At 34.0% G+C, this 11,199-nt stretch carries 4 protein-coding genes and 1 tRNA gene; 1 reads left to right on the plus strand and 4 read right to left on the minus strand.

Annotated elements, in window-relative coordinates; genetic code table 11:
• Positions 1-55 precede the first annotated feature (55 nt).
• Positions 56-460, minus strand: coding sequence for a hypothetical protein (locus QZV12_RS09525; protein ID WP_295620847.1), 405 nt, complete (start codon positions 458-460; stop codon positions 56-58).
• Between the two features lie 280 nt (positions 461-740).
• On the opposite strand from QZV12_RS09525, the gene map reads away from it, so the two are divergent.
• On the plus strand, positions 741-1,670 hold the full coding sequence (gene map, locus QZV12_RS09530; RefSeq protein WP_295620850.1) for a type II methionyl aminopeptidase: 930 nt from the start codon (positions 741-743) through the stop codon (positions 1,668-1,670).
• A gap of 393 nt (positions 1,671-2,063) precedes the next feature.
• On the opposite strand, the gene QZV12_RS09535 is transcribed toward map, so the two are convergent.
• The 3 genes from QZV12_RS09535 to QZV12_RS09545 all read right to left on the minus strand — a co-directional run.
• Positions 2,064-2,138: transfer RNA gene (locus QZV12_RS09535), tRNA-Met, on the minus strand.
• A gap of 310 nt (positions 2,139-2,448) precedes the next feature.
• The gene (locus QZV12_RS09540; protein ID WP_295620853.1) at positions 2,449-10,320 is read right to left on the minus strand and encodes an Ig-like domain-containing protein; all 7,872 of its coding nucleotides are present in this window, start codon (positions 10,318-10,320) and stop codon (positions 2,449-2,451) included.
• Between the two features lie 581 nt (positions 10,321-10,901).
• Positions 10,902-11,199, minus strand: a 298-nt coding sequence (locus QZV12_RS09545; protein ID WP_295620856.1) for an Ig-like domain repeat protein, incomplete at its 5' end; no start/stop codon positions are given.

Consider the following 11,199-nt stretch of genomic DNA (forward strand, 5'->3'; position numbering starts at 1 on the left):
TTTAAGTAATCTAAATCAATTCGATTAATTAAAACTTAAAAATTGAAAAAATCATCTATTTTTTGCTATTAAGCTTTTTCTCTTTAGCCTCAATTTCCTTAAGCATTTTTTCTAATTTTTTAAGTTCAGTTTGGGCTTCAAGACGAGCTAAACGTTCATTAATTTCACTGTGTAAATATCCTACATTGCCCATAACTTCAGCAGTAGAATCTCTGATTTGAGTAAGTTGCTCTTGCTGTTCCTTAGGCAATTGAATTGGATTTTCCATTAAGCGCTTATTTTCCAAATCCTTTTCGACCATGGATATTTTCTTAAGCTCAATTTCTTTTTCCATTAATTTTAAAGTGTTGTTAGATTGACTAACCTTTTTCCATTGGCTTGCAATAATTATTACGACAATAGCCAAAATAACCACTAAAATAAGGATAAAAATTTGAGATGGAATAACTTCACTAGCCATAATTAACCTCCATGAAAATCATGAATTAAAATTTTATATAGAATCCTATAATTCAATGAATATTAAACTTTATTCAAATATACATTAAAGATATTTAAATAAGAATAAGTATATTATATAATTAAGAGTATATAAAAATTTTTATAAAAATTCTTGAAAATTCTTAAAGATTAATGAAGATTATAGAAGATTCTTGAAAATTCAAAATATACTATAAATAAAAAAATAATATTTTTAATGCATTTAAAATTTGAAATATTAATTTAACCCAAGTGATAATATGGTTGATGAAATTAAATCTTATGAAGAAGCAGGAAAAATCGTTTCCAAAGTCAGATCAGATGCTTCAAAAATGATTCAAAACGGTCTTCCAATTCTTGACCTTGTTGAATTTGTAGAAAGTGAAATACTAAAGACAGGTGCAGGGATTGCATTTCCATGCAATGTTTCAATAAATGAAATCACCGCTCACTACACCTCTCCTGCAGGAGACACCAACAAAATGGTTACAGGAGATTTGGTAAAGCTTGACCTTGGAGCGGAAGTCAATGGATACATTGCAGATTCTGCTGTTACAATCATGGTTCCAGGAGACAATCTTGAAGAAGTCTTTGATGAAGATACCCTTGAACTCAATCAAAGAATAATCGATGCTTCAGCAGCAGGACTTGAAGCTGCAATAAGCACTGTAAGGGCAGGAGTCAAAGTATGTGAAGTTGGAAGAGCAGTTGAAGAGGCAATAGCTGAATACAATCTAAACCCAGTAAGAAACCTTACAGGACATAGCCTCGAACATTGGAATTTGCATGCAGGTATTTCAGTCCCTAACTATGACAATAATGATCCAACAATTCTTGAAGAGGGACAAGCTGTAGCAATCGAACCTTTTGCAACAAATGGCGAAGGTATTGTAAATGACTGTCCATATGCATATATCTTTTCATTTTTACAATCAAAACTATTCCGTATGAAAAATACTCAAAGGATGCTATCATATATTGAAAAGAATTATCGTTACTTGCCATTTAGTGGACGCTGGCTTACAGAAAACTTCAACGAACATAGAGTGAATTCAGGCCTTAAACAATTGGGGGACGCTATGGCAATATATACATATGCTGCACTTAAGGAAAGAACAGGTGCATGGGTATCACAAAAGGAACATACCTTGATTGTTGAAAGTGATGGATGTCATATTACAACACTCTGAACCCAAGTTTTCAACCCAATCTTTCGACCCAAGCTTTTTGAGCCTACGGCTCAAAAACCTTGACCAAAAACAATTTTCATTGCTTGTATAAAAACAATCTTTCCACCCAAGCTTTTTGAGCCTACGGCTCAAAAACCTTGACCAAAAACAATTTTCATTGCTTGTATAAACACAAGTTTCCACTTTTACTTTTTTTAATGAAAACAATAATTTCTAGCTGAACTACTTTTTAAGAATTAAACAAAACAAGAAATATAAAAATAAAAACAAATAATATCAACTGAACTACTTTTTTTAAAAATTTATCAAAACAAGAAAAATGAAAATGAAATAACTGAAAAAAAAAAAATAAAAATAGAATATAACAGTGTTATATTGATGTTGTATAAAAAATAGCAGGGCCTAGATTTGAACTAGGGCTCTCGGGGTTATGAGCCCCGCGGGATCACCAGACTACCCCACCCTGCTAAACGAATGAAAAGGTAGAAACACCTTCAACATTATAATATAGGTTAACATAATATATAAATCTTTGTATAAAAATAGCTATTTTTAAAAAATATTTTGTAGAAGTTGATTTTCAATGAAAACGGAAAATATTCAAAAACAAACCCAATCAAAAGAATAAAAAAACAACTAAAAATAAAAAAAAATATTCAAAAATAGAATAATACACAAAAAATAGATAAAAATCAAAAATAGCTAAAATCTAAGATTTAAAAAAAATAAAAAGGTAAAAGAATAGTTAAAACTATTCTTTTTAACTAAACTAATTTTTCTATTTTATAGTTAACTTTGCGGTTTTGTTAATTGCAGTGTAGGTACTGTCTCCAGCAAACTTAGCAACAAAGTTGTAAGTTCCTTTTTTGTTTAAGCTTACGTTAACACTTGCAACACCCTTAGCATTGGTTTTTGCCTTGTAGGTTTTACCATTAACTGTGAAAGTTACCCATTTATCTGCAATTGGGTTTCCTTTTGCAGACTTGAAGGTTGCAGTTAAGGTTTTTGTTTTTGCAGTTGCTGCGTAAGATTTGTTAGGAACGGTTAAAGTACCTTTTTGTGTGTCCACGGTAATCTTAGCTACAACGAATGAAGCGTTGTATTGATCGTTTCCGAGGAAACAGATAGCAAAGGTGTATACACCTTTATAACCTAAGTTGATTTGCAATTTAGCATAACCGTCGTCATCAGTAATGATTCCGTCTTTTTCGTAAGTGTAGACAACACCGTTGAAACCGATTTCCATAGGAGTGTTTGCTAATGGTTTGCCGTCAGCGTCAGTTAATCTCCATACGAAGTATTCACCGGTTTTTCCTCCATCAGCTGGGGAAACAGCAGTAGTGTTCATGTTTTCAAATACGATTACAGTAGCTTTTCTATCAGCAGTAATGTTTTGAGGAACAATGATTGTGTCTCCACCGGAATTGATTGAAGTTACTTTAAAGTCAAATGGATCTACACCTGCAGCAATGGTATTTCCGCTAATGGAAATGTTATTAGTAGGTGATAAGACAGGTCTTTCACTGTCAAGCTCTAAGAGAGTGACAGATTCAGTTACAACATCATCATTAGCAGCTTCAATAGTGTTGTCCTTAATGTTGATAGCAGGAACTTCAATTGAAGTGCCGTCAGTTGCATTTTCACCAGTGACTTTTACAACAGTGTTTGCATTGTTTACTACAAAGTCAACGCCAGTAATGTTTACTTCATTAGGACCGTTTTCTGATTTAGGAGCAATCTCGAAGATAGGCTTACCTTCAGCACCAATGATCTTACCGCCAGTGATTGCAACATCCTTGTCGATAGTTACAGTACCGACATTGTTGAAGTATTGGCCGGTTAAGTCAACAGTAGCGCCAGGTTCAGCTGCATCAAGAATGTTTTGAAGGTCTTTAGTACCATTACCAGTCATTACACGGTCAGTAGCCTTACCGTTTTCAGTTAAGGTGTTTTCTCCAACATTTACATTGGTGTTGGTTCCATCCTTATCTAAAATAGCTGCATTAGCAGTTCCAACGCTATCCCAAGTTGAAACAGTGGTAAAGTCTCCACCAACAATAGCAATTTCGTTGTTGTCCACTTTAACATCAGAATCTCCAGCAAGACCTAAACCAACAGCACCAGTACCTTCAGCACTGATGTTATTGTTTTCAAAGCTTACATTATTGCTGTAAGTGCTGCTGATGCCATAAGTCATCTTAGTTCCGTTAGCGTTTATGTTGTTGTCTGCAAATACTGCATCATTTGTAGATGAAGCACCAATGCCGTATGCATCAGCACCTGCTCCTCCTTTAGAGCTTAAGGTGTTGTTTGCAACGAGAAGACCATTGATCTTATTGAGATATAAAGGTTCTGCCATGCTGGTTGCACCTTCAATGTTAACTACATTGTCAGTAATGACAAAGTTAGTGTTTTGAGCATTAGGAGCATAGTAATCAGTGAATACGTCAATACCATACATTCCAGAAGTGTTTCCTTTGAAGTCAAATGTGTTTCCAGAGATTGTTACATTGTCACAACCGTCTACAAGACCTTCAACTTCAATAGCCATAGCATATCCATAGCCTGTGGAATCAGGAATATCAATAGTGTTGTTTGCAATTACAATGTCGCTTACTTCAAATGCGGAAATAACAGCAAAGCTTCCACTGTCTTCGTCACCGGTGAATTCCATATTCAAGTCTTTGATAGTGGAACCATCAGCACCAGCAATAAGGGAAACAGCAGTGTTCACTTGTTTTTTGCCTTCAATACCTTTAATGTCTACAGGAATGTCAATGATCAAGTCATTATTGGTTAAATCACCAATTAAGAGAGTGTCACCGATTGCAATAGTGCAGTCTTCTCTTAATTTACCGGTTTCATCGAAGAATTGGCTGTAAGTAGTGTCATCTATGAGTTTAGGACCAATTTCATTAATGGTGTTTTCACCAATGCTTACATCAGTGATTCCATCTTTGTTTAATATAGCTGCATTAGCTTGACCTAATCTGTTAGTGGTTGCTGCTTTAGTGAAGTCATCACCATATGTTGTAATGGCGTTTCCAGCAATAGCAACATCACTATCTTTTCTGAAACCAATACATACAGCACCTTGACCTTCAGCAATGATGACATTATCTTTAATGGATACATCATTATCAAATGCGCTGGTTAAAGCATAAGCCATACTGCCAGAAGTTGCATTAGCCTCCATAGTGTTATTGTAGATTTCAACACCGATAGAGTTATCTGTAGCGATTGCATAAGCAATAGCAGGGCTAGTGGTTTCAATTTCGTTATTTTCGATTAAAACATCTTTTGCACCACTTACATAAATAGCTTCAGCCATTTTAGCTCCGCCATTTATAGTGATTTCATTATCGCTGACATTTAGGTTGTTGAAGTAGAATCCATCCCAGTATGATGCAAATGCATCAATACCATAAATATAGTTAGAAGTGCCTGTAACATCAATAGTGTTAGATATGATTTCAATATCTGAACATTCTTTTGCACTAGCACTTACTTCAATAGGCATCATAGTGGAAGTGCAGTCAGTTACAGTAATCTCATTATTGGAAATGGTAATATCGCTGACATCAACAGCATAAATAATTCCATTTGCACTGTTTCCTTCAAATTCAATGGTTAGACCATCTACAGTAGTGCCATCTGCACCTTCTACAAGAGTAATGGTAGAGTTGACTAATTTAGCACCTTCAGCACCGGTGATGTTTAAAGGAATATCGAAAACCATGTTTTTGCCGGTTAAGTCACCAAGCACAACATTTGCTCCTTCAGGAATTGCATCTTCAATGAGGTTTCCTTCTTCATCGAAGTATTGGTCGTAATTGGATTCATCAATTAAAACTTTTGGAATTTCAGGGAAGTTTTCAGTAATGTCATTGTCGCCGATGATTACGTCAGTACTGCTGTCGTCTTTGTTTAAGATAGCTGCATTTGCTTTTCCTAAACTGTCACGGGTTTCAGCTTCTTCAAAGTTTCCACCGGTTACATTGATTGTGTTGCCATCAATCATTACCCCATCATCCTCATTAAGACCAATACCAATTACACCTTTACCCTCAGCTGTGATGTTGTTGTTGAGGATTTCAATCTCTTCGCTGTTGGTGCTGGTTATAGCGTAAGCCATTCCATTAGGGAAAGAGATTACATCAAGGGTGTTTTCGCTTATTTCTGCATTTTTCAAATTGTCAGTACCGATACCATAAGCACAACCTACAGAGTAGGAAGTTAAGTTATTTCCACTAATCTCTACTTCTTCAGAACCACTTACATAAATAGGCTCAGCCATTCTAAGTGCGCCATAAATAGAGACATTATTGTCAGCAATGGTAATATCATAGTTTACAGCTTCAGATCCCCAAGTTTGGAATACATCAATACCATAAAGGTAATTAGTATCTCCCGCAACACTAATAATGTTATCATTTATTACAATGCCACTGCATCCTTCACTTCCACTTTCAATTTCAATAGCCATCATCATAACATGACAATCTGTAGCGGTAATGTTGTTTCCAGTGATTAGTACATTTTCCACATTAGCCACATAAATAATGTCAGTTGAAACATTATTGTTATCAAATTCAAATGTTACTCCTTCAATGCTAGACCCGTCTGCGCCATCAATAAGAGATATGGTAGTGTTGACCAATTTAGTGTCTTCCACTGCTTTGATGGTTAAATATGTATCAATGATTAACTTTTTATTGCTTAAGTTTCCTAACAATACTTCATGTTCATCATATAAAGGACTGTCTTCCAATAAGGTTCCGTCTTCATTGAAGAAGAAATCGTAGGTATCATCATTAATGACATATTTTCCATCAACCAATGGAATAACCTTATTGTTTTCGAAAGTTACATTATCTTTGTAAGCCTCAGAGCTTAAGTATTCTGGAGTGACATCAGTAATGATTGTGTTGTCTTTAACTACTACTTGGTAAACATCTTCAGCATTAGCACCATTGTAAACCACTCCAATAGCATAGATCCCTACACCAATATCATCAGCAGAAACTACATCTTCAGCAGAAGTACCTGTAGCAGTTACTACATTGTTGATTACAGTCATGTTATAGACTTTGCCTGCAATGCCGATTACACCTTTGTTAGATTCAGCTTCTACGATGTTATCGGAAATGGTAATGTTCAAATCAAATGCACAAAGTTCCATATCTCCTTCATCATCCAATTCAATTCCAGAGCTAAGTACAGTGATACCATAAATCATGTATTCACTGTCTGCTTTTACCTTATTGCCTTTAATTTCAATGTTGTATGGGGAGGTTTGGGAACCTTCATAGCCATAAGCGATTTCAGAATACAAGGAATCAGCTACTTGAATGCCATAAGCAAATACATTACCAATAGTGTCTACACTTACTTCATTATCCTCAATAAGTACAGTGACTGGAGTGTCTAAGTAAATGCCTTCAGCCATACCGGATTCAGCTAAACTATCAATGGTTATATGATTGCCGGATATGATAATGTCTTCAGGGTTTGATTCAGCATTCCAAGCGCTGGAACCGATACCATATAAATAGCTTAAATCTGCAGCAACTGTTATGTTATTGTCTGAAATAACTATAGCGCTTTGGTATCCGTTCAATTTAATAGCTTCAAGAGAGAAAGGAGCTCCTTCTTTTGAAGCGTCTCCATAAATTTGAATATCATTGCCAGTTATGGTAATGTCATTTTCATAATCCAATAAGTCAATAGCTTTCTTATTGATGTTAACGAAATGTATGCCAGAAATAACTATTGATCCAGCACTGCCATAATTATCACCAATGGTAATGGTACCATCTTGGATGGTTCCAGATCCTTTTACTCCAGTAATGTTAATGTTGCTTCCAGATTCAATCTTTATGTCTTTTCCAGTTAGTTCTTCAATGAGCAATACATAATCACCCATCGCAGGTAAAGTGTCCTTAGCAGTTCCATCTTCATTGAAGTAGTCTTCATATGTTGCGTCATTGATTAGGAATACAGTAGAAGCAGTATTGTTTTCAAATGTAACATATGGCCTGTATTTTTCAGAGTTCAAGAACTCAGCAGTTACATTGGTTACAACTTTGTTGTCTTTAACAACGACATAGAATTCGCCATTTGGATTATTGTATTGAACTCCAAGAGCATAACTGCCATTTTTTAATGCATCAGCACTGCTAATGCCTTCAGCTGAACCTCCAATAACAGTTAAGTCATTGTTGATTACAGTCATGTTGTAAAGTTGACCAGCAATACCCATTACTCCTCTTTCAGATTTTGCAATGACTGTATTTTCAGAGATAGTGATATTTAATGGGAAAGCAAAATGTTCCATATCCCCATCTTCATCAAGTTCAACACCTTGAGAGAGAGCAGTGATACCATAAATCATATATTGGCTATCTAATTTTACGGTATTTCCTTTAATGAGCACATCATGTGGTGAAGTCAATTCGCCATCATAGCTGTCATCCCAATATATGGTATCAAATGCAGAATCTGAAATTTGGATACCGTAAGCGAAATTATTTCCTTCTACAATTACTTCAATATCATTGTTTTCCACAATAGCATTTACTACATTGTCTAATACAATAGCTTCTCCTAAGCCATCTGCTTCAATATAAATTTCATTATCTGAAATAACGATATCCTTAGGGCTTGATTCAACACCCCAGGAACCTAATTGAATACCATAGTTGTAAGGAGCATTACCAAATACAGTGATATCATTGCCTATGATGTTCAATCCTTCAATCCAACCGTTAGCATTTACACCATAGATACTGAAGTAAGGATTTTCTTCACTAGCTTCACTCCAAAGATCAATATCACAGTTTTTAATTGTAATGTCTTTAGACAAGTCTAAAATCTCGATAGCATTTGCATTGGAATTGTCAAAGTCTAAGCCATCGATGATGATGCCTTCAACATCTCCTTCTTCACTTCCAATGATAATGCTGAAATTAACAAGGTCAGATTCATATACAGTTTCATCAGCATCTTCATCATAATTTGGAATGCCTGTGATTGTAATGTTTTTACCAGAAGCAATTCTGATTACTCTAGTATCTAAATAGCCTAAGCGTAAAGCATAATTACCTTCTGCAGGAAGAATTCCTTTAGAAGTTCCGTTTTCATAGAAGAAAATGGAATAGGTACTTTCATCAATTATAAACTCATTAGGAAGAGTGTTGTTTTCAAAGATAACAAGGTCTGAAAACTGTTCTTTGTCAAGGTATTCTGCAGTTACATTGGTAATGACTGAATTGTCTCTTACAGTAACTTTGTAGTCACAGTCCAAATCAATACAATAATATTCTACACAGAGAGCATAAGTACCATTGCCTAAAGCGTCAGAGGTTTCGATTCCTTCTGCAGATCCACCAACAACAGTTACATTATTGTTGTTAACAGTCATATTGTAAGTTTGACCTGTAATTCCCATTACACCTCTTGTAGATTCTGCAGTGACAGTATTGTCAACAATGCTAATGCCTGTATCAAATGCATTGAAAGTAGGGAAAGATATATCGTCTTCTGCATAATCAGGGTCATATCCATCTATTCCATAAGATAAAACGGAAATGGCATAAGTCATGTATTCAGAAGAAATGTCGAATTCGTTTCTTTTAATCTCAATATTGCGAGGAGAAGTTATGTTTCCAGTATAACCAGACTCATAATAAACATATTGTACATCATCAGCTATTTGAATACCATATGCAAATACATCGTTTATAGCATTGACATCAATTATATTGTTATCAACGAGAACATTGGCAGGGTCAGACAAGTAAATGGCTTCCATAATTCCAGATTGGAAATCATCTTCTGCATTCATTTCAATACGGTTATTGGTAATTTCAATGTCTGATGGGTTGGTTTCTACACCATAAGCCATTAGATTAATACCATAAGCTGAAGCGCTTGCTGCGATGAAAATGGAATTATCATCAATTGTTAAGTCTGAAACAGCGCCATTAAGATAAATTGCAGCACTATAAGCCCCATTAGAATCAACAGTCATAAAGATTACATTGCCATAAAGGGTTACATCCTTAGAACTATCAATGGATATTGCACTTTTATCAGTATTGTGGAATGTTAAACCTTTAATGCTTACAGATTCTACATCAGCACCAATACTTATTGTAGAATCAAATAGGTCTCCACCAACAGTAATGTAATCCTCTTCATCTTCATCCCATTCCTCAGTATAATAACCTGTGATGAGAATGTTTTTACCAGAGAGAATCTTGAAGTTCTTACCTTCTACAGTACCAATTTGGAGTGCATAGTTACCATCAGCGCTTATTGCTGCAGTAGGAGTACCATCCTCATTAAAATAAGTTGAATAACTGTCATTAGTGATTTGGTAGACAGTTCCTTCATCAGGATCGTCATCATCAGACAGGACAGCACTTCCTATATCGTTCGCATCATTATCTACAGAAACTATTTCCTCATTTATAGTGTCTGCAGTACTTAAATCCTTAGCTGAATCATCACTTATCTGAAGACTTGAATCACCGCCATCTGCAGCGATTGAAGTGTCAGAATCAATAGACTCAGCACTTACAGCACCAATAGCCAATATTGCCATAAGCAATACAGCCATGATGACTGCGAATTTATCAAGTTTCATATATAAACCTCATTAAATTCATTTATAAAAATAATTGTCACAAAAATATTCAAAAAGATTATAATAATAAACAATTTATTATTATATCAATACAGTTTGGAATACATATATTATATATATTATAATTAAAAAGAGTTTCTATATAATTTTACATAATGTCAAATAGACTTGAAAAATGAAAAAAATAATAATTAAAATTAAAAATTATTTATGAAAAATAAATTAAATATATTAAGTATTTTAAAATAAAAATAAGAATAGAATAAGCTTAAAATAAGGAAATATGGATTTATATGCATTTTTAAAAAATTAAAAAAAGTGAAAAAAAGGATGAAATTCCTTAAAAGAATCAAAAAATTATTGCTCAAACTGGAAAATAGCAATTTAGATTAAGAAACAAAATATAATTTTGAGATAATAAATTAAAAGAAAAAATGAATCTATAAAATAAGCAATAAAATAAAAAAAAAGAGACTGTAAAATTTTATAGGCTTACTTTAATTTTATTAGATTTCTTTATAAGTAAAAATTAAATTATAATATTAAGCCTAAACTTTTTTACAAACTGAAAAAAATTACAATTATGAAATAACCAATTTAGCAGTTTTTGAAACTGGACTGAAAGTGCTGTCTCCAGCATATTTCACTGTAAAGCTGTAAGTCTTTTTGGTGGATACGCTTACCTTAATAGTTACAAGCCCCTTTGAATTGGTTTTTCCAGAATATGTTTTTCCATTCAAGACCAATTTAATTGTCTTGTTTGCTATAGGCTTTCTATTAGCAGACTTAAGAGTAATGCTGATTTTTTTATTCTTGTCTGTTGCCTTATAATAATAATAATAATAATAATAATAATAATAATAATAATAATAATAATAA

Source organism: uncultured Methanobrevibacter sp. (assembly GCF_902769175.1).
Classification (GTDB): Archaea; Methanobacteriota; Methanobacteria; order Methanobacteriales; family Methanobacteriaceae; genus Methanobrevibacter.